This is a genomic window from Pseudarthrobacter sulfonivorans, assembly GCF_024391045.1.
GTDB classification, from domain to species: domain Bacteria; phylum Actinomycetota; class Actinomycetes; order Actinomycetales; family Micrococcaceae; genus Arthrobacter; species Arthrobacter sulfonivorans_B.
This window is the reverse complement of the sequence record NZ_JANFCZ010000007.1, coordinates 66,700-88,518: the sequence shown is the minus strand read 5'-3', so window position 1 is coordinate 88,518 and position 21,819 is coordinate 66,700. Positions and strand designations below refer to the sequence as shown.

Sequence of the window (21,819 nt, the reverse complement as noted above, 5' to 3'; positions counted from 1 at the left end):
CTCCGACCTCGGCCTGATTCTCGGCGGTCAGCCCGCGCCCTGACCCTCACGGGCCGTCTCCTCCAGGAGCCTGGCCGTGGGCGCTGCCGTCATGAGATGCCCTATCACCTCGGGCTTGTCCCACACATCGCTGCGGAGCCGTGCCAGAGAGACGTTGGCCCAACTTCACGGCGTGGCCCAGGCTCCCGACGCGCGTGCTGTCCGGTGAAGGGGACCGTTTCTTTCCCCTGGACTTCCAGCGCCGGGTGGCCCGTGAACGCCTCGGCATCGAGCCCGACGGCGGGACCTCCCGCCGTCGGCCGCTTTCCGTTTGTCAGGCGTCGTCGTGGGCGAGGTGGCTGGAGAGCTCTCTGTGGGCATCAGCCTGATCCAGGAGGGCCTTGGCCCGCGCTTCGAAGGTGCCGACGGCGTCTGCGCCGGCCGCGAAGCGCAGCGGCGGCTCGTCAAGCTCCGCCAGCTGGATCAGGGCGCTGGCGAGCTTGGCCGGGTCCCCGCCCTGCTGGCCGTCCATGCTTTGCCAGGCCTTGACCGTCTGCTCGGTGCGCTCGGCGTAGTCCTCGATGGTGGATTCGGCATAGCGGGTGGACTCCGGGGTGAGCAGTTCGGTGCGGAAGAATCCCGGTTCCACAATCATGCTGCGGATGCCGAACGGGGCTACCTCGGGGGCCAGCGACTCTGCCCAGCCCTCCACGCCGAACTTCGACGCGGCGTACGCAGTGAGGAACTCCCCGCCCGCGAGACCGGCGGTCGACGAAATGGTGACCAGCAGGCCGGAGCGCTGGGCTCGCAGGGCCGGCAGGACTGCGCGGGCGACGTTCATGGGGCCAAACATGGTGGTCTCGATCTGTGCCTGGAAGTCCTTCGGGGAGATTTCCTCGAAGAACCCGGCGTAGAAGTTCCCGGCGTTGTTCACCAGGACGTCGATCCGGCCGAACCGGTCCAGGGCTGTCTGGGTGGCTGATGCGGCGTCGTCAGGATCGGTGACGTCGAGCTTCACTGCCAGCAGATCCTCACTTTCACCGACAGCCTGGGTGACTCTTTCGGGGTTGCGGCCGGTGGCGACTACGGCGTGGCCGGCGGCGAGGGCTGCCCTGGCGATGTCGGTCCCGAGGCCGCGGCCGGCGCCGGTGATGAACCAGACTTTCTTGTTGGCTGTGTTCTCGTTCTGCGATGTGTTGGTGTTCTGCTCAGTCATGTGTTGGTCCTGTCTTTCCTGGGTTGCGCCCCGGCTGTTGCGTGTGGGAGCGCGCGGGGGCGGTGGATCCGCTGGCAGGCTCGCCGGCGGTGGTTGGGTCGGGAGGCGATGCCGCCCAGCTGGCGAGGAAGGCCAGCGCGTTTTCCGAGGCGGAACCGGGCTCCGCGGTGAAGGTGAACAGCGTCTGGCCTTCGTCGCCGGGGAGGTCCAAGGTCTCGAACTGCAGGGCCAGCTCCCCCGCCACCGGGTGGTGGAATCGCTTGGTTCCAGTGGTGTGGATGCGCACGTCGTGTCCGGCCCACAGCGCGGCGAAGAGCCCGCTGCCGGTGGTCAACTCGCCGACCAGCTCGTTCAGGGCCCGGTCGTTGGGGTTCCGGCCGGACTCCAAGCGCAGCATCGCCACCGTGGTGGCCGCGACCGCGCTCCAATCGGGGTAGAGGTCGGCTGCCCGCGCGTCGAGGAAGAGGTGGCGTGCCTGATTCGGCAGCCGGCCAGGGTTGCCCGGGGCCGACAGCACGGCTGAGCTAATTACCTCGGCATACAGTGCCCGGCCCAGCAGGTTGGCAGCGAGCAGGTCGCCACGGCCGTTCTGCACGATGGCAGCCACGCCGGTCATCCCGTCCAACAGGCGCAGCACGCCGGGACGGACCCGCTGCTGTGCCGGCCGGCGGGGTCTACGGCTCGACGGCGGGCTGGCCGTCCGCGCCAGGTCCATCAGGTGAGCGCGCTCGGCCTCGTCCATCTGGAGGGCCGAGGCCACGGCCTCGAGCACAGAATCTGAAACGCCGCGGATGCTGCCGCGTTCCAGCCGCGTGTAGTAGTCGGTGCTCACCCCGGCGAGCTGCGCCACTTCCTCCCGGCGCAGCCCGGGAACTCGCCGCAGTTCCCCGTAGCTGGGGATGCCGGCCTGCGCCGGGCTGACCTTCGCACGGCGCGAGATCAGGAACTCACGGATCTCTTCTTTTCTGTCCACAACCACCACGCTACGCAGCACGCTGGACTGGCGGCAGTGTCTGTCAGACACCCCCAGCCCCGCAAACTCAGCCTTCCAAGACCTGCCTGATCCCGAACTCCCCCACGGCGAACATCCGCGGATTACCGTCGGAGTTGCTCAGCATGGCGGTGGCCAGGACGAGAGCCCAGCCCCCGGCCCCCACCCAGGTGGCGCCATCCGCTGCGCGGCCAAAGGTGCCCATGAAGCGGTGCCGGGCGCGGACCATCCCAAGCGTTGGCAGCAAGGGCCTGTGCCCAAATTACCCTCAGCTCTGCTGCCTGCGGATAGCGTTCGCGGTCCCCGAGCCGTTCCACCACGCCGAGTCGCGGGCCGTCAGCGGCACGCCGCTGTTCCGGGTACCCACCGCACGATGCTCCACGGCCACGGAAAGTTCGGCGTCGGCCGGCCCGCGTGGACCGGGACAGGCACCGCCACTGGGGACTGGTGCGCTATGTCGGGAAGGTAGCGCTGCTCATGCAGGCAACGCGCACCAAAGGACGGTCCGCAAGGTCGGGCCGCTGGTCCCGGAGGAGGCACCGGACGACGGCGTCATTGACTTCCACCGTGGCTGCCGGCATTTCCGCCATCCGGAGCCCCCGCCTTCCTTTTGCTTCTCTGCTGAGAGAAGAGTCAGGAGACGCCGGCGAGGACGCCGTCGATCCGCGTCAGCAGACCAGGCCAGCCGCTGCCCATACCCTCAAGGGCCTGCTTCCCCATGGGGGTGTCGAGGCGGAAACCGGCGTGCTCGTGGTGGAGGACCGTCCCGCCGTCCACGGCTTCGAGCCGCCACGTGATGGTGGTGTCCAGCATGCCCTCGGAGAACAGGAAGCTGATCGAGTTCCCGGGGTCAACGGGGAGCACCTCGCACTGCTGCTGGCCCCAGGAGCCCATGTCCATGGTGAAGCGGTGGCCGACAACGGGGGCGATGTCGCCCGGCGCCCACCAGCGGGCCAGCAGTTCGGGTGTGGTCAGCGCATCCCAGACGGCTGCACTCGGGTGCGGGAACCGGCGCTCAAGCCGGATGGCGTTCTCGGTCATGACGGTTTCTCCTCGTCCAGAAATTCTCCCAGCGCGTCCAGGCGCCGGTTCCAGTACTGCTCGATGTGCTTGACCCAGTATCCCCTCCCGACCCGGGCGTAGGATCCTGGGTATGTTCCAAACACCGGATCCGGCCGGCGGTTCGATGGGGATCTTTGCCACGCGCGAGGACGCCGAGCGCTTCATCTACGCGGAGGCGTGCTGGATATCCGCTGCTCCCCCTTGCCCTGTCATTGTTTCGGGTGCTGCAGCTCCATCGTCCTCGTACTGTGTGGCGCCGGCGAGGTCACGGCCGGCAATGTACCCGAAGGTCAGCGCCGGCCCCAGATTGATTCCCCCGGCGGGGTAATGCCCGCCCATGACAGAAGCCTGGTCATTGCCCGCGACGTACAGGCCGCTGATGGGCCGGCCGAGGTTATCCAGAACCCGGGCCCGGGAATCGGCAGCGAGCCCGGCGAAGGTACCGAAGGATCCCGGGACAATCCTGACGGCGTAGAACGGCCCCTTTTCCAGCGGCCGCAGCGAGGGGTTCGGGGTATTCGTGGGGTCCCCGCCGTAGCGGTTGAATTCGCTGGCCCCGCGGTCGAAGTCGGGGTCAACGCCTTTGCGGGCGTTGTCATTGAATTCTGCGACGGTCGCGGCAAGCCCTTGCGGATCGATGCCGCAGGCTGCGGCCAGTTCCTCGAGCGTGTTGCCCTTCTTGAGGTACCCGGACCGCAGGTAGGGAAACAGCGGCACCGGAAGCGGCTTGGCCATGCCTAGGGGGAACTTGCGCACGAACGCCGCATCAGCGATCTGCCAGGCCTCCACCGGTTCACCCTCAGGGGTGGCGTTGAGCAGGCCTTCGACGTAGTCGTAGTAGCCGTTGGCCTCGTTGACGAAGCGCTTGCCGTCCCGGCGGACGCCGATGCTGCCCGGCTTGGCCCGGTCCATGATGTGCGGGAACGTTCCGGTGCGTCCGTTGCGGTATGGGACCAGCGAGACCGGGCACCAGGCGGCCGGGGACTCCACATCGGTCTCGAAGCGTGCGCCCACGGCCTGGGCCATGGTGATGCCGTCACCGGTGGTTTCCTTCGGCGCCAGCGTCCAGTGCTCCCGGCCGGTGGGCGTCTTGGGGAACAGCTCCTTGCGGCGGGTGATGTCGTTGGGGAACCCGCCGGCGGCCAGGACGACGCCGCGGGAGGCGTTGATCTGCAGCTCGCCTTCCGGGGAACTCACGACGGCGCCCGTCACCTTCCCGGCCGCATCGGTCAGCAGGTGCCTGGCTGGCGTGGAGACGCGGATCTCCACCCCGAGGTCATCGGCGGACTTCAGGAGCCGGCCGGTCAGGGCGGTCCCGTTGACCAGCTGCATGTTCCGCCGGTGGGTGACGAGGTCCAGGGCATGGAATGCGACCCGCCAGCCTGCGTGGAAGATGCCCTTGATGTTGCCTTGGGAGGCGGAAAGGAATTTGGTCAGGTCCGGGCCTGCCATGATGCCCATGCCCAGGAACGAGGTCTCGTAGAGCTGGTGGCGCATCTTGGCGCGGAGTTCGGGCTTGATTTTACGTGCGTTCATCGGTTTCGGCCCCACGGAGCGGTGCCCGGTACCCGCCCCGGGAGTGCTGCCGTAGATGTCTTTGATCTTGGTTCCCGGGACAAACTGGAGGCTGGTCTTGTCCTGGAAGAAGCCCACCATATGAGGGACCGCCTCCAGGAATGCCTCCACCCTGTCTTCCTGGTAGTTCCTGCCGAGCCGGTGGCGAAGGTAAGCGCGGAACAGTTCGCGGTCCTCGTTGACGCCATCAGCTTTGGCCAGCGGGTTGCCGGGGGTCCAGGCCCACCCGCCGGACCAGGACGTCGCACCGCCGCAGACTTCGGCCTTTTCAACAACCACTACCTTCAGTCCGTGGTAAGCGGCGGTCACGGCGGCAGACAGGCCGCCCGCGCCGGAGCCGACTACCAGAACATCGCAGTCCAGGCTCGGCCGTACAACAGAGGATTTCAGAGGTGCAGACATGTTCAGTGCTTTCTCAGTGGAAGTAGGTGTCGGAGTCGAGGCGCGGCGGTGCACCGGTTTCGAGTGCATCAATCGCAGCCATTTGCTGCTGGGTCAGGGCGAAACCGAAGAGGTCCAGGTTTTCCCGCTGGCGTTGGTTGTCCGCGGACTTCGGCACCGCCACGCGGCCGTGCTGGACGTGCCAGCGCAGGACGATCTGGGCGGGGGTCTTGTCGAAGTCTTCGGCTGGTCCGGTGACGGCGGGGTGGCTGAGGAAACTCCCATTACGACCCAGCGGGCTGTAGGCGGCAGTGACTATCCCGTGCTCGCGGTGGTACGCCAGTTGGGTCGGTTGGCCATGCTCGGGATCAACCTGGACCTGGTTCAGCGGGACGGCCAGGCCGGCGTCCTTGACGAGCCGCAGGTGGGCAGGTTTGAAGTTCGAGACACCCCAGGCCCTGATGGAGCCGTTATCAACCAGGTCCTGCAGCCCTTCACAGGCTTCAACGAATCTCCCCTGGGCTGGGTTGGGCCAGTGAACCAGGAACAGGTCCAGATAGTCGGTGCCTAGCCGCTGCACCGCCTGGCCGAAGGCATCGCGAACGCCGCTCCGGCTGTGCCACCGGGTGTTGAACTTGGTGGTGAGGAACAGGTCCCCGCGGTCGATACCGCTGCGGCGGATGCCCTCCCCCACGGCGGCCTCGTTGACGTAGTTCTCGGCGGTGTCGATGTGCCGGTAGCCGTTGCCGATGGCCTGGGCCACTGCGGCAGAAGCAGCCTCACCCGTCAGCGGCCAGGTTCCCAAGCCGATTAGCGGGATGTGCACACCCGGCGTAAGTTCCGCCGTCGTGATCTCTGCAGTGGTGCCGCTCATTTTGCGGCCGCCGCGTCAAGAGTGCCGGTCAGCTGCAAGCTGTCTGCCCGGGCCAGCACGGCGTCCACCCCTGATTTAAGCAGGCGCGCCCAGCCGAGCTCGCCCAGTTCCGCCACACGCCGGTCCGAGGGCGCCTCCGCACTGACCGGAAGGCTGACCGGAAGCGCAGCAACCGCTGCCGCGAGGCCGAACTCTCCCTCGCCCGGAACATCCCGCTCAGAGCGGGATTCGGTGACCAGTTCCTCGCGGCTGCCGGGCCGTGCTTCGGGCCCGTCGCACAGCTGCAGAAGCGGCACCAGGTCCGCGTTAGCATGCAGTTCTGCCCACTGGCGGGCGGCACCCGGACCGTGGTATCGGTTGAAATGCAGTGTATCCACCACGATCCGGCAGCCGGCCCGGCCGGCAATCTCCGCAGCCTGGGCGATCGAGGCGACGGGCTGGTACGAAATGGCTTCGAGGGTGGGGGTAATCCCGAAACCGCGGCCGTCCTCGGTCATCCGGGCCAACGTGTTAACCAGCCGCGCAGAGTCCGGATCGGCACCGGCCACGGTGAGGGTGCTTGCACCGAGTGCATGGCCGGCTTCCATCATGCGCAGCCATGCGTCGCGCTGGTCGCTGCCGTCCAGCAGCAGGAACTCGATGTCCCGCACCGTGACGCCGGTGTCCCGCATCCGGGACAGGGTTTCGCGGAGCATTGGAGACCCTGGCTGGAGGTTGTAGGGCCGTTCCCCTGGCGTCACCGGGCGCACCCGGACACCGATGAAATCAAAGCCCGCCTGGGCAGCAATGCCCACCAGTTCAGGCGGGGCGGTGTTCAACAAGGACAGCTGGGCCAGGCCGACTAACCTCTGCGCGTTTCCGGTCATGACTGTGCTCCGTTCAGGCTCAGTTCGTTGTGTGCGGCGGTGCTGGCAACCTGTGCGAGGGGCCGTGTGCTTTCAGGCACCGGGGCGAAAGGGACCGGGAGACCTGTACGGGATGATTCGTAGACCGCCAGCAGTATCCGCAGGGCCTTCGTCGCGTCCTGGCCGGTGATGGCCGGTTCCCCGCTGTTCCTGAGGGAGTGGACAAAGTCGCGGACCTGGGCGGTGTGGTGCGGGATGAGCTGGCCGTTTATTGTCGTGAGGCTGACGTTCGGGTCAACTCCCGCGGGGTAAACAGGCTCGGTGCTGATCGAACCGGCCACGGCCCACAGGTCCACTCGCCCGTCGCTGCCTTCCGGGAATTCAGTCAGGGAAGCGGAGGCCCCGGTCTCCCCTGTGATCCGGATCTGCACGCCCAGGCTGGGGGACACCGCCGTCGATGCTTCCAGGGTGGCCAGGGCGCCGGAGGTGAACGTGATGACGGCGGTCGCGGAGTCTTCCACTTCGATGTGCTCGCCGTGCTTGAAGGTGTTGATTTTCCCGTAAACCTCGGCCACGTCTCCCATGAACCACTGCAGCAGGTCGATGTAGTGGATGGCCTGGGTCATCAGCACCCCGCCGCCGTCGCTGGCCCAGGTCCCGCGCCAGGCGTCGCGGGAGTAGTACTCGGGTTCGCGGTGCAGCATCACCGAGCACTGGCCCATGATGGGCCGGCCCAGGGTGCCGTCGTCGATCGCTGCGCGGATGCGCTGGGCGGCCGGCCAGAACCGCCGCTGGAAGAGGACACCCAGTTTCACGCCGGCGTCATCGCAGGCATTCACCATGCGCTCTGCGGACGCCAAGTCAGTGGCGATGGGCTTTTCGCAGAGCACGTGGACCCCTGCGGCGGCGGCCTGCAGCACCACATCCTCATGGGTGGGGTGCGGGGTGCAGACCGAGACGATGTCCAGGTCGAGGCCCAGGAGCTCCTGAACGGTATTGACGGCTGCAGGGATTTCCCATGCTTCCGCGGTGTCCTGGGCCCGCTGGAGGTCGATGTCGCAGACGCCCACAATGACGGCGTCGTCAAGGGCGCGGAACGCCTCCAGGTGGTTGCGGGAGATCGCCCCGCACCCTGCGATTCCGATGCGAAGGGGGCGGGCGGTGACAGGTGATGGGGTGATCATCAACAGGTGCCATCTTTCTGGTGCTGGTAGGAAATTGTGGTGCGGTCCGGCAGGGGCTGGTGCAGGGGCTAGTAGGTGGCCCGGCCGCCGGACAGATCGAAGACGGAGCCGGTGGTGTAGGAGGCCGCCGGTGAAACGATGAATTCGATGAGGGCGGCCGCCTCAGCGGGCGTCCCGAACCTGCCCATCGGGATCTTGGCGGCCTGGGCCGCCTGCTGTTCTTTCGGCACTTCAGCGAAAAGCGGGGTCACCACATTGCCCGGGGCGAGGGCATTGACGGTGACGCCGGACAAGGCGAACTCCTTGGCGAGTGACTTCACCAGGCCCAGAATCCCGGCCTTGCTGGCCGAGTAGGCGGGCATATTGACCACGCCTTCCTTGCCCGCCGTCGAGGAGATATGGAGCAGCCGCCCGTACCCTGCCGCGGCCATCCCCGGCAGGACGGCCTGGGAGACAATGAACGCCCCTGTCAGGTTGATCTGCATGATGCGTTCGAAGTCTTGGACCGAGGTGGCGGCTGCCGGGGCCACGGGGCCCAGGATGCCCGCGCAGTTCACCACCGCGTCGAGCCCGCCCATCTCCTGATCCGCCGCGGCGACGGCCGCCGCAACCGACGCCGGGTCGGTGACGTCCATGGCGAGTGAGGTGCCTGGTCCGCCCGGCCAGGTGGCCGAGGGCAAGTCCGCACCCGTCACCGCGGCGCCGGACGCCCTCAGGCGCGTCGCCGTCGCACGCCCGATGCCGCTGGCTGCCCCGATCACCAGGCAGCGGGACTCGGCCATGGTGCTCGGCGCCTGGGAATCCATATCTAGCTGACCGCCCGTCGAAACGCGGCCAGCATGCGCTCGGCATCGGCGGGGATGCCGGTGAAGAGCTCGAAGGCGGCCGCTGCCTGCCCCACCACCATGCGTCCGCCGTCGAGGACGGCGCAGCCCTTGCCGCGGGCTGCCTTGATCAGTTCGGTTTCGAGCGGCCGGTAGATCACGTCCGCCACCCACAGCCCGGAATGGAGCAGGCTGGGATCCACGGGCATACCGGGGTGGCCTGTCATGCCGATGGGCGTGGAGTTCACCAACCCGTCGGCCTCGCCAAGGCTTCCGGCGACGGCATCGGTCCTGGTCACCGACAGCCGGCTGTCCGGAAAATGCGGCGCCAGCCGGGCGGCGAGGGCCTCGGCCCGGGCCGGCTCGATGTCGGCGATGACCAGGTGCCGGGTTCCGGTACTGAGCAGCCCGAAGGCCACCGCCGCGCCGGCTCCCCCGGCCCCGATCTGCACCACCGAGTCGGTTGCGGCCGACGGGAGGCCGGCCCGGAGGCCGCCGATAAAGCCGGTGTGGTCCGTGTTGTGGCCCACGGCCCTGCCGTCGTGAAAGGTGATGGTGTTGACGGCACCGAGGATCCGGGCTTCGCGGGAAAGCTCGTCCAGGCCGTCCTGCACCAGCTGCTTGCTCGGGTGCGTGACGTTCAGGCCGTCGAACCCGAGATCGGCTGCATGCCGGACCAGCGCCGCGGAGCTTTCCGCGGGTTGTCCGATGGCGTCCAGGTCAATGACGCGGTACGTGTAGGAAAGGCCCAGCCTGTCTGCTTCCGCTTCATGCAGGCCCGGGGTGAGGGACCCGCCGATGCCGGAACCGAGCAAGCCCACCACGAACCGGTGGCTGATATCGGCTTCCCTCGGCCGGAACGCCCAGGTGCCCGGCAGGGTCTGCTGGCTCATGCCCGTGCCTTATCGGCAACTGCGCGGGAAGCCTCGCCGGCCGTGCCGGATTGGCGCGGTGCGGGTTCTTGGGTGGCGGACGACGCCGCGTGGCGCCGCGGGTCGGATTTCTTCAGGCCCAGCAGGGCCGTCGGAGTCTTGAACGTCTCGGGTGCCAGCAGCGCCGCGACTGCGGAGATGGCGCAGGCGACGCCGGCGAACGTTGCCACAGGAACCCAGTTGGCTTTGTCGCCACCGATCAGCAGCTCGGAAATGACCGGTGCGAATCCTGCCAGGAGCAGGCCGAACATGAGGCTGATTGCCATGCCGGAGTAACGGACCTTCACCGGGAACTGCTCCGGGAAGTAAGCGGGGTAGATGGAATTGGACCCGGTGTACGCAACGCCGATCAGAAGGATGCCGGTCACGAAGATCAGCGGAACATTCGCCGCCGTCAGTGCCGAGAAGAATACGAAGATCATTGCTATCTGCAGCACCAGACCGGTGACGAAGACGGGTTTGCGGCCGATCCGGTCCGAAAGGATGCCGGCCAGCGGGCCCATGGCTACGGCGGCGAGGTTGGCCACGGCGATCACTGTCAGCATCAGCCCTCTTTCAAGGCCAACGACGGACGTGGCGTAGGACAGCGCGAAGACGTTGATGATGGTGTTGATGATGGTAAACAGCGACATGGCGGTGACGCGGATGACAGTGACCCAGTGGTGCCGGAACAGGGTGACGAGAGGAACCTTGACCACTTCGTCCTGGGCTTTTACCTCCTCGAACACGGGCGGCTCTTCCAGGAGGCGCCGGAGGATGAAGGCGATGACGGTTACCAGTGCGCTGGCGAGGAACGGGATGCGCCAGCCCCAGGCAAGCAGCTGGTCCTCGGGCATGGACGCCACGGGAATGAACACGAGGGTGGAGAGCACAATGCCGAACATGATGCCGCTCATCGTCCAGCTGGTGTAGAAGGCGCGCTTCCTGTCAGGTGCGTGCTCGAGGGTGAGGGAGCTGGAGCCCGGCGATTCGCCGCCGGCGGAAAGTCCCTGCAGCAGCCGGAGAGCCACGATGAGGATCGGCGCTGCCATTCCAATGTCGTTGTAGGTGGGCAGGCAGCCGATGAGGAACGTCGAGGAGCCCATCAGCAGCAGGGTGAGCAGCAGGACCTTCTTGCGGCCGAATTTGTCACCGAGGTGTCCGCAGATCACGGCTCCCAGCGGACGGGCGACATACGCAACGCCAACGGTGGCGAAGGACAGCAGCATGGCCGAAGGACCGGGGGCGAAGAACAGCTTGCCGAAGATCAGCGCTGCGGCCGAGCCGAAGATAAAAAAGTCGTAGTACTCAAGTGCGCTGCCGACGAACCCCGAAACAGCTGCGATCTTCGCATTGTTCCTGGGTCGTGCTGGCGCCGATGTCGACACTGACATGGTGTTCCCTTCAGGTAACGGGACCGTCTCGGGGGCCTTGGAGGGCGGGCTGGCCGCGAAACGGTTTGCCGCGCTGTGCGGCTTCTCCATCCAGTGTGGCTGCGATCACTTAGTGTGTCCACGACTAAAATGATCTATCACTATGCTGCAATTCGTCTATATGAGGCAGCGGTCAGTGGGCGATTTCGGGAAAGATCTCCTCGACGACGGCGAGCACGGCCGCGAGCACGGCGGAGTCATTTTCCGCGGACCACGCAATGGCGTGGTTCATGAAGTGCTGAGGGGGATCCAGGGCCACGTAGGTTGCGCCGGAGGGGATGATCCCGGTGATCCCGCTGCTCATGAGGGTGACTCCCACGCCGGCAGCCACGAAGGTGAGCACCATGTAGGGGTCCGATAGCTCCTGGACAATGCGCGGGCGGAAGCCGGCGGCCATGCATGATGCGAGCATCACCTCGGTCATGGCGGACGAGCCGTCCAGTGGCGGGGAGATGAAGTCGTCGCCCGCCAGAGCCTGCAGGGGGATGGATTTTTCCTGTGCCAGCGGATGGTCCAACGGCAGCACCGCGCCGATTTCCTCGCTGGCGACCAGCCGCGTCAGAACCGAGGGGACCGGGGATTCGGGAAGGCCGACGAAGGCAAGGTCAAGGGTGCCGTTCGCGACGCTGGCCAGTCCGTCCGCCGTGCGCACACGGCTGGTCAGGACCATCTTGATGTCGGGGTGACGCCGGCGCACTGCACGGGTCAGCGGCGGGAGGGTCAGGTGGTTCACGGCTCCGGAGAATCCGATTCTGATGCTGCCCCGGACGCCCTCGATCTCGGCCTGGGCGGCCTCGCGCGCCAGGCGCATCTCCTGAAGCACACGGTACGCCCGCGGCAGGAGGGCATACCCGGCCGGCGTGAGGGCCACGCTTCGGGTGTTCCGCTCAAAGAGCCGCGTCCCCAGGTCCGCCTCAAGCTTCCGGATGGTCTGGCTCAGCGGCGACTGCGAAGTATGCAGGCGCTGCGCAGCACGGCCAAAGTGCAGTTCTTCGGCCACCGCAACGAACGCTTCCAGCCAGCGGATCTCAGTCATGCTTCAGAATGTACCCTCTGCCTAAGTATCGGACAGAACGGTGCTTGGAGCTTCCAGTGATTAGGCACAGGGACCAGTGAATGGAAGTGCAGTCGAATCCCACTTTTAGTGCCGTTCAACATTTCGGGCAAGCGCATCAAACTCTGACTATTCTTCTTTCGCACATAATCAATAACCTAATTAGTCATGGACGCTACATTGTATGGCGCCCATAATGGGGAGGACATACAGCACAAGACGCACACAGACGTGCGCGAAGGAGAAACATGAAAACGCCCCCGGCGGACAATTGGGATCAGGAAGTGGACCTTTTGGTGCTCGGCACTGGAGCGGCGGGGCTTTCAGCGACGCTGACCGCCGCCGCCCAGGGCTCGGAAGTCCTGGTCTTGGAAAAAACCGAATTCCTCGGGGGAACCACCGCGTACTCGGCCGGGACTTGCTGGGTGCCCAACAACCGATTCCAGCGTGCAGACGGAATCCTGGACGATTACGACCGCACCGCACGCTATCTGGATGCCGTGGTGGGCGGCAAGGCCCCGCGTGAAGGCTGGCTCGCCTACCTGGACGCCGCGCCGAAGATGCTGGACGCGATGCACGACCTCGGCGTCACCTTCCGTCGCTCCCCTGCCGTGGTCGACTACCACTCCGAACTGCCCGAGACCGGCAAGACCGGACGCGCATTGGAACCGGACCCCTTCGACGGACGCCTGCTGGACAAGGCCGACTTCCGCCGTGTCCGTCCGCCGGTACCCGAGTTCGCTCTTCTCGGCGGGACCCTGATGTTGCGCCGCGCGGACGTGTCCGCCTTGCTCAAGCTCTACAACGGCTCGCTGGCTGAGCGTGGCAAGGCCGTGGCTCTGGCTGCACGACTCGGCCTGCGGTGGGCACTTGACCGGCTCACTCGTCCACGCGGCACGCGTTTGGTCATGGGCAACGGACTGGTGGCCCGCATGTTCCACGAATCGCGCAAGCGCGGGGCGGAATTTCTTTTCGGTGCGCAAACCACAGAACTGCTCAAGGAAGGGGACCGCGTTATAGGTGCCGTGGTCTTGCACAACGGCACGCGCCTGCGCATCCGTTCCCGCCAGGGCGTGGTGCTCGCCGCCGGCGGCTTCGCCCAAAGCCCTGAAATGCGCGAAAAGCTGCTGCCTTCCCCCACGCCGCTCTACTCGCGGGCCGGGGAAGGGTCCACCGGAGACACACTGTCATTGGCCGCGGCGGCCGGTGCCACGCTAGGCAGGGATAACGGGGAAAACGCACTGTGGTTCCCCAGCTCCATCGGACGCCGAAGGGACGGTTCCCGCATGGTCTTCCCGCACATCTGGGACCGTGCCCGTCCCGGCGTGATCGCCGTGGACTCGAACGGCTTGCGCTTCGTGGACGAATCCTGTTCCTACCACCGTTTCGTCCGGGCCATGTTCGCCTCCCCGGGCGCCGCCGCGGTGCCGGCCTGGCTGATCGTGGACTCCCGGACCTTGGCAAAGTACGGACTGGGCATGATCACGATGCCCCACCTGCCGCGTGCGGCACTGCGGCGCTACATCAAGGACGGTTATCTCTACGAGGCAGAGACCCTCACCGGATTGGCGGCGCAGATCGGCGTGGACGCCGCGGGCTTGGAGTCTACCGTGCAGCGCTACAACGGCTTTGCCGCCACCGGCGTGGATGAGGACTTCCACAAGGGCGAGCTGCTCTTCGGTCAGGTGGCCGGGGACCCCGACCATGGGCCGAACCCGAACATCGGGCCGCTGCTGAAGGCCCCGTTTTATGCCATGGCCGTGGTGCCCACACCCCTGGCCACCGCCTACGGGGTGCTCACCGACGGAAACGGGCAGGCACTTGATACCCAGGGCAACCCGGTGCCCGGACTCTATGCCGCTGGAAACGACGCCGCCTCGGTCATGGGTTCGGAATACCCCGGCGCAGGCGTGCAGGTCGGCTCCGGCATGACCTTCGGCTGGCAGGCGGCCCGCCACGCGACCGCCACTGCCAAGGCAGCCACTAGCCTGGAGGAATTAAAGGCAATCTAGTGCTCGGGGAGCGGGAGTAACGCGAAACTGGTTGACGAAGGCCGTTGTTGCGGCGCCAGGGATGGCTTCGGCGCGAAGTAGCCTTGGGACAACGGCGCTAACCGGCGGATGAGGAGGCACATGGAACTGCGGCAAATCGAGGCCTTCTTGGCAGTTGCCGAGGAGCTTCACTTCGGCCGGGCCGCCGGCCGCCTGCATATGGCACAGTCACCCTTGAGTCAGACCATCAAGAAGCTGGAAAAGGATTTGGGTGCGGAGCTGTTTGAACGCAACACACGAGCTGTAGCACTAACCACTGCGGGATTTTCACTCCTGCCCCACGCACGGAAGATTCTCGAGGAACTGGACCTCGCCCGCCGGGCCGCCACCGCTGAAACCGGAACGGTTTACGGGCGTCTGGCCATCGGGTTCTCGGGGGCGCTCAATCACAAAACGCTGCCGCCACTGACCAGGGCCCTGCGGTACCGATATCCGGGCTTGGACTTAACCCTCCATGGCGGACTCCTGACCCAGGATGCCCTGGGCCACCTGCGAAACGGCTCCCTTGATTTGTCCTTCATCGGCCTGCCGGTGGACGCGCCATCTCTGGCCACCAGGCGTATCGCTATGGAACCGCTCGGAGCCACCGTCCCGGTGGATCACCCGCTCGCTGGCCGGCAGACCATCGCCCTGAACGAATTGTCAGAGGACGGCTTCGTCACCATGCGCGAGGCCCAGGGTTCCACGCTGCGGGAGGCCATCTTTTCCGCCTGCACCGTTGCAGGGTTCCGCACGCGCGTGGCCCAGGAAGTATCGGATCCCTACACCGCGCTCTCACTCGTCGCCGGCGGGGTGGGTGTCAGCCTGATGCCTGACTCCATGGCCTGGATCATGCCGGCCGGAACAGCGTTCATTCCACTTTCAGGCCACGCACCGCAACTGGAATCCGGCATTGCCTGGAATCCAGCGCTCACTTCTCCTGCCCTGACGCTTGCTTTACAGGTGGCCGAGGAAGTGCTCCCCACACCTGCATAAAGCTGAGCCCGGAGCCCTCCGTGATTATGTAAAATCAGCACATTGTCATTGACTCAGCAGGTATTGGACAAGTCTCAATGGACTCCCCACCATTGAAGAACACGGTGTGACTGGCCTCATAAAAAGTGAGGCCTCCACCTGACCTCCAGAGTCAATGCAAAGGAATTCCCATGCCTACGTTCGCCGTCACCTATTCATACACCGATGGAACCGCTGCAGCCCGCGACCAGCACCGCCCCCGCCACGTCGAGTTCCTGCAGTCGCAGTTCGACGGCGGCCGGCTGGTCAAGAGCGGCCCGTTCGGCCCCGACGAAGCACCGGGTGCCCTGCTGCTCATCAACGGTGAGTCCAAAGCCGATGTAGAAGCCCTCATGAACCAGGACCCGTTCTTCCAGAACAACCTGGTGGAGGAACGAAGCATCCGGCAGTGGAACATCTTTTTCGGCGCCAACGAGAACTAGGGACCGGGACGCCATGCTGACAGCACGCACCATCGCCAAAGAAACCATCAGCTATGAAGAGGTGGCCGAACCGTCCCTGGAACCCGGACACGCCCTGGTCCGCATGCACCATGTGGCTCTTTGCGGAACCGACCTGCACATCTTCGAAGACGACTACCCCACCGAGCTGCCGATCATCCAGGGCCACGAATGTTCAGGCGTGGTGGAGGCCGTTGGCGAGGATGGGGGTGCCTTTCGCGCCGGCGACAGGGTGGCCATCATCCCCATGATCTACTGCGGCCAGTGCGAGCCCTGCCTGCTGGGCCGGCCCAACGTCTGCCGCAGCATCGGCTGCATCGGCTGCTACTCCGATGGCGCCATGGTGGAACTGCTCAGCGTCCCCGTGGACAAGCTCTGCCTTGTGCCCGAGGAACTTTCCCTGGAAATCGCTGCCATGGGCGAACCCGCCTCAATCGCCATGCAGGCTGTAAACCGCGGCCGGCCGGTCGCCGGCGAAACCGCTTTAGTGCTGGGCAGCGGTCCAATCGGGCTGCTTGCCACCCTGTACCTGACCGACCTCGGAGTCACAGTGATTTGCGCGGACACCGAAGCCGACCGGCTCGAGCTCGCCACGGCCTTCGGCGCCGCTGAGACTCTCCTGGTTGATCCCCGGGCCGCCTTCCCCGACGCCGAGCAGGCCGCCCGGGTTGAGGCCTTGACGGACGGCAACGGCCCCATCCTGGTCATAGAGGCCACCGGCGTGCCCTCCTCGTTTGAAAATGCCGTCCGGCTGGTGGCCAGCGCCGGCCGCATAGTCCAGGTAGGCATCTCGCCGCGCAGCGCCACCATTTCCATGAAAGACCTACCCTTCAAGGAACTCGACATCATGGGCAGCCGCAACAGCCTGAACCTGATTCCTGACGGCCTGGCGCTGCTAGCCCGTCACCCGGACCAGGCCCGGGCGCTCATGACCCACCGCTTCGATTTCAGTGAGCTGCCGCAGGCGTACGCCCTGATGGGGAACCGCACCGAGAAAGTGGGCAAGATCGTCATCGACATGCCCGCCGCGCAGGCTGCCGGATCGGCCGCATCGTCCCGGCAGGAAGTTTCGGCATGAACGCCGTGACCATTCCGATGGATGAGCTGAGCGACTCCTATGACGTTGTGGTGGCGGGCAGCGGCGCCTCCGGGCTGGTGGCAGCGGTCCGCGCCGCCGACGCCGGACTCAGCGTCCTGGTGCTCGAGAAAGCTGCACAGCTGGGCGGCACCACCGCGGCCGGCGGCGGCGTGATGTGGGCACCGAACAACCACCTGGCCCGGGGCGCCGGATTCACAGACAGCCACGCAGATGCCGTCACCTACCTCACCGCGGCTGCCGGCAACGTACTGACGCCCGAGGAAATCGAGTGGTACATCAGCACCGCCCCGCGCGCCGTCGAATACCTGACCAACAACACCCAGGTGTCCATGACAGCCATTGCCCGTCCGGACTACCACATGGAGTGGGCCGGCGCGGCGAGCGGCGGCAGGGGCTTGGACAACGACGCCTTCGACCCGGCAGGTTATCCCGGCTTGGCGGAACTGATCCGCCCGTCGTCGTATTTTCCGCTGCTGACCATGACCGAACGCGATGAACTCAACGGCCGGGCGGCCGATCCGGCACTGCTCGCCCGCAGGGCCGCCACCGGTGTGCGGACAATGGGCGGCGCTTTGGTGGGCAGGCTGCTCGCCAGTGCATTGGACCGTGGCGTGCACATTGTCGTTGAGGCGCCTCTGCAGGATCTGGTCCCCGTTGGGGACGGGTCCACCGACGGCTGGCAGGTGACCATCGGCGCAGGCCAGGGCAGCAAGCGAATCGCGGCAGCCGCCGTCGTCCTTGCCTCCGGCGGGTTTGAGTGGAATCCGCGCCTCAGGAAGGCATTCCTGCCGTTCCCCGTGACGCCCATCAGCGCGCCGTCCAACGAGGGCGACGGCCTGGAACTGGGCCTGAAAGCAGGCGCCGGTGTGGCGGACATGACCGCGGTCTGGGGCGTCCCGGTCATCAGTACGCCGGCGCACCAGTACGACGGCGTGCAGTCCGGTCGGATGGGCAACGTGGAAATGACCCTGCCCGGATCCATCACGGTGAACGCGGCCGGAAATCGCTTCGTCAACGAGGCACTCAATTACCACGACGCCTCCCGGCTGTTCGCCTCCATCGACCCCTACACCCTGGGGCAGCAAAACAATCCCGCCTGGCCCGTCTTCGACTCCACCTACATGTCGAAGTACCCGGTGGCAGGCTCCACCCCGGGAACTCCCGCGGAGTGGATGACGCAGGCGGAGACTCTCGAGGAACTCGCCGGGAAGATCGGGATCGATCCGGCGGGACTGGAGCAGACCGTCACCCGGTTCAACGCGGACGCGGCACACGGCGTGGACACCGAATTCCACCGCGGCTCCACCCCGCAGGACCGCTTCCTGGGCGACGCCGGTGTGGCACCCAACCCGTGCCTGGCCCCGCTGGTCACCGGCCCGTTTTATGCGGTGCCGATTTCGGCCGGGACTCTGGGCACCTCCGGTGGCCTGGATACGGACTTCAACGGCCAGGTCCTGGACCGCCACCGCCAGCGAATCCCCGGGCTCTACGCCGCGGGCAATGTATCCGCCGGTGTCTTCCGCAACAACTACCCAGGCGGCGGAGCGACACTCGGCTCAGCCATCACCAGGGCCTTCGCCGTGGGCGAGCACCTCTCACAAACCCTGGCACCGCAGGCGGCGGCCACACCGTCCTTCGCCTGAGCGACTAACTAACTATTCCGGGCACCGAAGCCCTGTCTTTTCAACGAAGAAGGACACTAGAATGACCAACCTAACCACCGGTACCGTGGTCTCCACGGACGAACGCCAGCTCAAACGCGCCAAAAAGGCGGCCCTTGCCGCCTTCCTGGGCGGCGCCCTCGAGTACTACGACTTCTTTATCTATGCCACCGCCGCGTCACTGGTCTTCTCCAAGATCTTCTTTCCCGCCGGTGATCCCACGATTGCCCTGCTGGCCTCATTCGCCACGTTCGGTGTCGCCTACGTCGCCCGTCCATTCGGTGCAGTGGTGTTCGGGCACCTGGGCGACAAGATCGGCAGGAAGAACACCCTGGTCATGACCCTGGTGCTGATGGGATCGGCCACCTTCCTCATCGGTGTCCTGCCCGACTTCAACACCGCCGGCTACTGGGCGCCGGGGCTGCTGGTTCTCCTCCGCCTCATGCAGGGACTCTCCGCAGGTGCTGAAACCGCCGGCGCGTCCGCCCTGACCACGGAAGAATCCCCCGTCGGCCGCCGCGGCTTCTTCGCCAGCTTCGCCATGAGCGGCGTTTCGGCCGGCATCGTCCTGGCCTCCCTGGCGTTCCTGCCCGTAGCCGCCATGAGTGAAGCGGACCGCCTGGCCTGGGGCTGGCGCATCCCCTTCTGGCTCTCCATCCTGGTGCTCATCGTCGCGTTCCTCGTCCGCCGCTCCCTCGACGAGCCGGAAGTCTTCGAGGAAAAACAGGAGCACGGTGAACTGGTCAAGCTCCCCTTCACAAGGATGTTCAAGACCCACCCGGCCCAGTTCTTCCAGGTCGCCCTCATGTCATTCGAAACCGTCACCAACACCTTTATGCAGTCCTTCGGCCTGGCCTACGCCGTCTCGGTCGGAGTGCCAGCGTCCACCATGTTGTGGGTCAGCATTGTGGGCAACCTCCTGGCGGTGGCCACCCAACCTCTGATGGCCGGCCTTTCGGACAGGTTCGGCAGGCGCCCGGTCTTCATTACGGGCGTCCTTGGTTCAGGCGCCATGATCTTCGTGTACTTCTCCGTCATCTCCACCGGTAACGTCCCCATGATCTTCCTGGCGAGCACCCTGATCACTGCAGGAACATATGCGATGTCCAACGCCATCTACCCTGCTTGGTTCTCGGAATTGTTCAACGTCAAGGTCCGCTACTCGGGCATGGCCATCGGGCTGCAGATCGGCATCGTCTGCGCCGGCTTCACCCCGCTGCTCGGAACCGCCCTGGTCGGGGCCGAGAAAGCCAACTGGGCACCAGCCGCTTGGATCGTAGCGGCTTCTTCAATCCTGGCGCTAGTGGGCGCGCTGTGGGCAAGGGAAACATCCAAAACCCCACTACGCGAGCTAGGCAACCCGGTTCCATAAGAACAGCAAGGACGCAGGTCATGACATTCAATGCTGACGCCACAAGCACATTCTGGAAAGACAAGGCCGCGGTGATCACGGGGGCGGCCGGCGGAATGGGCGCACTAGAGACAACCCGGATCCTGAAGGGCGGCGGAACGGTCTTCGCTGTCGACGTACTGCCCGACGGCCATGAAGGCTGGCAGCGGCTCAAAGCCGCCGCCGGCGACCACGGCCCGCGTCTGGTTCCCCACACGGCCGACATCAGCCGGCCAGAGGCGTGGGACGCCCTGACAGAAGAGATCTCTGCCAGCAAAGTCCCGCTCCACGGGCTGGTCAACAACGCCGGCATCACCCTGCGAAAAACCGTTACCCAGACTGAGCCGGAAGAATGGGACCGGCTCATCGGCATCAACCTCACCGGGTCCTTCCTGGCCATACGCGCCCTGGCTCCGGTCATGAGCGACGGCGGCTCGATTGTGAACATCTCATCCTCGGCAGGGCTGGTGGGCTACTTCGGCGCCGCATACAGCGCCAGCAAGTGGGCCCTTCGTGGACTCACAAAGGCTGCGTCAATCGAACTCGCCTCACGCCGGATCCGGGTCAACGCCGTCTGTCCTGGCCTTGTGGATACCGATATGACCCGTAAGCCCAACGCTGTCTACGGGGAGGAACAGGCGGCGGCCTTCTACGAGGAATGCCGGCAGTCAACCCCGTTCGGCCGCGGTGCAGAGCCAGAAGAAGTCGCTGACCTGGTCATGTTCCTACTCGGCCCGCAATCCGGCTACATCACCGGCATCGACATTCCGGTCGACGGGGGCATGGTGGCCGGCGGAATCTACTCAAGGGTTGGCAGGAGCGTCGGCAGCCTCCCGGCACTCTGAAACGGAGTGCCCAGGCCGTCTTTGTCCAAAGGAAGAGCACGACGGCGGGCCTCCCCCGCCGTCGTGCCTTCGGGTAGGGTGCGTGGGAAACATATAATTTGGGAATTGTGAAGCTGCTTCAATCTGCGCTGGTCATGGCCATTCCTGCGGCTGGCCTCGCCGGTTGCACTTGCTCGGACGCAACACCTGATCAGGCAAGCCCCACCTCCAGTGCGACCCCTGCACACAGTCCGTCACCGTTGCGGACGCGGTGCCTGCCTCCATCCACGGCGCCCTGGCGCGAGGCTATGCGGCCCCCTAAAGTGCACTCGTCACGGGTTAGGCCATAGTCTGGCCAGATGGGGACCAAGGCCGTGAACTCCGGCGAACAGATGGACAGGCAGTCGCGTATTCTCGAGGCGGCACTGGATCTGCTGTCCCGCCACGGGATTTCGGGGGTGAGTATGCGGTCCGTGGCCCGCGAAGCCGGTGTCGCGCTCGGCCTGGTGAATTACTACTACGACGACAAGACCACCCTGATACGGGCAGCCCTGCGCCGGGTCGACGAGCACGACCTCCTGCTGGTGTCACCCGACCCGTCGGTAGCCCCGGAAGAACAGCTGCGCAAGGCCCTGCACCGAGTGGCAGCCGCTGAACTCCTGACCACCCGCTACCTATCCCTGCGCCTGCACCTTTGGGCCCTCGCCCAAGCGGACGAAGGCTATGCGCAGATCAACGCCGAGGCCTTCGACCGCTATCTCGACGGCCTCGCTGCACTGGTTAAAAACGCCCAACCCGACCTCCCCTGGCAGGCATGCCGGGAGCGGGCGGCTGACATTGTCGTCATCCAAAACGGGATGTGGCTGACGGCGCTCCTCGGCGTTGATGAGGCCTCCATCCAGCGAAGCATCGCCCGCACGGAGGAGATCGCGTTCGCTCCGGTTCAGGACCGCACCGTCAAGGACCGCGAGCTGCACGGGTCCTAACAAGCGGCAATCGGGCACGCTAGGC

At 65.8% G+C, this 21,819-nt stretch carries 21 protein-coding genes; 8 read left to right on the top strand and 13 right to left on the bottom strand.

Features of this window, described 5'->3' with window-relative positions:
• Positions 1 to 313: 313 nt before the first annotated feature.
• The 13 genes from NQJ30_RS06755 to NQJ30_RS06695 all read right to left on the bottom strand — a co-directional run bounded on the left by NQJ30_RS06755 (position 314) and on the right by NQJ30_RS06695 (position 12,311).
• Positions 314 to 1,195, bottom strand: coding sequence for an SDR family oxidoreductase (locus NQJ30_RS06755; RefSeq protein ID WP_255769074.1), 882 nt, complete (start codon positions 1,193 to 1,195; stop codon positions 314 to 316).
• Positions 1,188 to 2,168, bottom strand: a complete 981-nt coding sequence (locus NQJ30_RS06750) for a helix-turn-helix transcriptional regulator (RefSeq protein ID WP_308215153.1) — start codon at positions 2,166 to 2,168, stop codon at positions 1,188 to 1,190. The genes NQJ30_RS06755 and NQJ30_RS06750 overlap by 8 nt, the downstream gene beginning before the upstream one ends.
• Positions 2,169 to 2,235: 67 nt before the next feature.
• Positions 2,236 to 2,433: a hypothetical protein gene (locus NQJ30_RS06745; protein ID WP_255769073.1), complete on the bottom strand. Its 198-nt coding sequence runs from the start codon at positions 2,431 to 2,433 to the stop codon at positions 2,236 to 2,238.
• 205 nt (positions 2,434 to 2,638) lie between these two features.
• The gene (locus tag NQJ30_RS06740; protein ID WP_255769072.1) at positions 2,639 to 2,776 is read right to left on the bottom strand and encodes a hypothetical protein; all 138 of its coding nucleotides are present in this window, start codon (positions 2,774 to 2,776) and stop codon (positions 2,639 to 2,641) included.
• 43 nt (positions 2,777 to 2,819) lie between these two features.
• Positions 2,820 to 3,227, bottom strand: a complete 408-nt coding sequence (locus tag NQJ30_RS06735) for an SRPBCC family protein (RefSeq protein ID WP_255769071.1) — start codon at positions 3,225 to 3,227, stop codon at positions 2,820 to 2,822.
• A 186-nt stretch (positions 3,228 to 3,413) separates the two neighbouring features.
• The gene (locus tag NQJ30_RS06730; RefSeq protein ID WP_255769070.1) at positions 3,414 to 5,225 is read right to left on the bottom strand and encodes an FAD-dependent oxidoreductase; all 1,812 of its coding nucleotides are present in this window, start codon (positions 5,223 to 5,225) and stop codon (positions 3,414 to 3,416) included.
• Between the two features lie 13 nt (positions 5,226 to 5,238).
• A complete protein-coding gene (locus tag NQJ30_RS06725) occupies positions 5,239 to 6,078 on the bottom strand; it encodes an aldo/keto reductase (protein WP_255769069.1) in 840 nt (279 codons plus the stop codon).
• Entirely contained in the window at positions 6,075 to 6,944 is an 870-nt protein-coding gene (locus NQJ30_RS06720) for a sugar phosphate isomerase/epimerase family protein (protein ID WP_255769068.1), read from the bottom strand. The genes NQJ30_RS06725 and NQJ30_RS06720 overlap by 4 nt, the downstream gene beginning before the upstream one ends.
• Entirely contained in the window at positions 6,941 to 8,107 is a 1,167-nt protein-coding gene (locus NQJ30_RS06715) for a Gfo/Idh/MocA family protein (protein WP_255769067.1), read from the bottom strand. Before NQJ30_RS06715 ends, NQJ30_RS06720 begins: the two co-directional genes overlap by 4 nt.
• Before the next feature lie 68 nt (positions 8,108 to 8,175).
• Entirely contained in the window at positions 8,176 to 8,889 is a 714-nt protein-coding gene (locus NQJ30_RS06710; RefSeq protein ID WP_255769066.1) for an SDR family NAD(P)-dependent oxidoreductase, read from the bottom strand.
• A gap of 26 nt (positions 8,890 to 8,915) precedes the next feature.
• Positions 8,916 to 9,824 carry a shikimate dehydrogenase gene (locus NQJ30_RS06705; protein ID WP_255769065.1) on the bottom strand — a complete coding sequence of 303 codons (909 nt, stop codon included), beginning with the start codon at positions 9,822 to 9,824 and terminating at the stop codon, positions 8,916 to 8,918.
• Positions 9,821 to 11,236, bottom strand: a complete 1,416-nt coding sequence (locus tag NQJ30_RS06700; protein WP_255769064.1) for an MFS transporter — start codon at positions 11,234 to 11,236, stop codon at positions 9,821 to 9,823. The genes NQJ30_RS06705 and NQJ30_RS06700 overlap by 4 nt, the downstream gene beginning before the upstream one ends.
• 172 nt (positions 11,237 to 11,408) lie before the next feature.
• On the bottom strand, positions 11,409 to 12,311 hold the full coding sequence (locus tag NQJ30_RS06695; protein WP_255769063.1) for a LysR substrate-binding domain-containing protein: 903 nt from the start codon (positions 12,309 to 12,311) through the stop codon (positions 11,409 to 11,411).
• 266 nt (positions 12,312 to 12,577) lie between these two features.
• On the opposite strand from NQJ30_RS06695, the gene NQJ30_RS06690 reads away from it, so the two are divergent.
• The 8 genes from NQJ30_RS06690 to NQJ30_RS06655 all read left to right on the top strand — a co-directional run bounded on the left by NQJ30_RS06690 (position 12,578) and on the right by NQJ30_RS06655 (position 21,794).
• A complete protein-coding gene (locus NQJ30_RS06690) occupies positions 12,578 to 14,341 on the top strand; it encodes an FAD-dependent oxidoreductase (RefSeq protein WP_255769062.1) in 1,764 nt (587 codons plus the stop codon).
• Between the two features lie 120 nt (positions 14,342 to 14,461).
• Positions 14,462 to 15,355 carry a LysR family transcriptional regulator gene (locus tag NQJ30_RS06685; RefSeq protein WP_255769061.1) on the top strand — a complete coding sequence of 298 codons (894 nt, stop codon included), beginning with the start codon at positions 14,462 to 14,464 and terminating at the stop codon, positions 15,353 to 15,355.
• A 170-nt stretch (positions 15,356 to 15,525) separates the two neighbouring features.
• On the top strand, positions 15,526 to 15,816 hold the full coding sequence (locus NQJ30_RS06680; protein ID WP_255769060.1) for a YciI family protein: 291 nt from the start codon (positions 15,526 to 15,528) through the stop codon (positions 15,814 to 15,816).
• Positions 15,817 to 15,829: 13 nt separating this feature from the next.
• Positions 15,830 to 16,912 (top strand): alcohol dehydrogenase catalytic domain-containing protein, encoded by a 1,083-nt coding sequence (locus NQJ30_RS06675; protein WP_255769059.1) that lies wholly within the window; start codon positions 15,830 to 15,832, stop codon positions 16,910 to 16,912.
• Positions 16,909 to 18,576 carry an FAD-dependent oxidoreductase gene (locus NQJ30_RS06670; protein WP_255769058.1) on the top strand — a complete coding sequence of 556 codons (1,668 nt, stop codon included), beginning with the start codon at positions 16,909 to 16,911 and terminating at the stop codon, positions 18,574 to 18,576. The genes NQJ30_RS06675 and NQJ30_RS06670 overlap by 4 nt, the downstream gene beginning before the upstream one ends.
• A 61-nt stretch (positions 18,577 to 18,637) precedes the next feature.
• Entirely contained in the window at positions 18,638 to 19,966 is a 1,329-nt protein-coding gene (locus NQJ30_RS06665) for an MFS transporter (RefSeq protein ID WP_255769056.1), read from the top strand.
• Between the two features lie 20 nt (positions 19,967 to 19,986).
• Positions 19,987 to 20,829: an SDR family NAD(P)-dependent oxidoreductase gene (locus NQJ30_RS06660; RefSeq protein ID WP_255769055.1), complete on the top strand. Its 843-nt coding sequence runs from the start codon at positions 19,987 to 19,989 to the stop codon at positions 20,827 to 20,829.
• Positions 20,830 to 21,167: 338 nt separating this feature from the next.
• The gene (locus tag NQJ30_RS06655) at positions 21,168 to 21,794 is read left to right on the top strand and encodes a TetR/AcrR family transcriptional regulator (RefSeq protein ID WP_255769054.1); all 627 of its coding nucleotides are present in this window, start codon (positions 21,168 to 21,170) and stop codon (positions 21,792 to 21,794) included.
• Positions 21,795 to 21,819: the final 25 nt, after the last annotated feature.